We start from the raw sequence: 232 nt of genomic DNA, 5'->3' as shown, positions 1-232 counted from the left end.
CCACCCAGGTCACTTCAACCTGTTGTTGCAGGCGCGCCATGAGGTCGTCGGACAGGCGTTTGTACAGCACGATTCGCTTTTTCATACCAGGGTTTCCTGTTGGCTCATTGCCAGGTGGGAGCCGCCCCGTTTGGCACGGCCAGGCGTTTGGGTTGTTTTCAGCGCTGCCGTGAGCGCGACGGCGGTCAGCAACGCGCCGCACATAAACAGATAAGAGGCGCCCGGCCCGCCG

Annotated in this window: 1 pseudogene; it reads right to left on the bottom strand. The window is 62.1% G+C overall.

The window, feature by feature from the left end:
- Positions 1 to 81: 81 nt before the first annotated feature.
- Positions 82 to 232: pseudogene (locus tag SB725_RS34130) on the bottom strand (MFS transporter); the annotation flags it as partial.

The organism is Pseudomonas sp. SIMBA_041, from assembly GCF_046535095.1.
In the GTDB taxonomy this organism is placed as follows: Bacteria; Pseudomonadota; Gammaproteobacteria; order Pseudomonadales; family Pseudomonadaceae; genus Aquipseudomonas; species Aquipseudomonas mucoides.
This window is presented reverse-complemented; position numbering and strand designations above follow the sequence as displayed.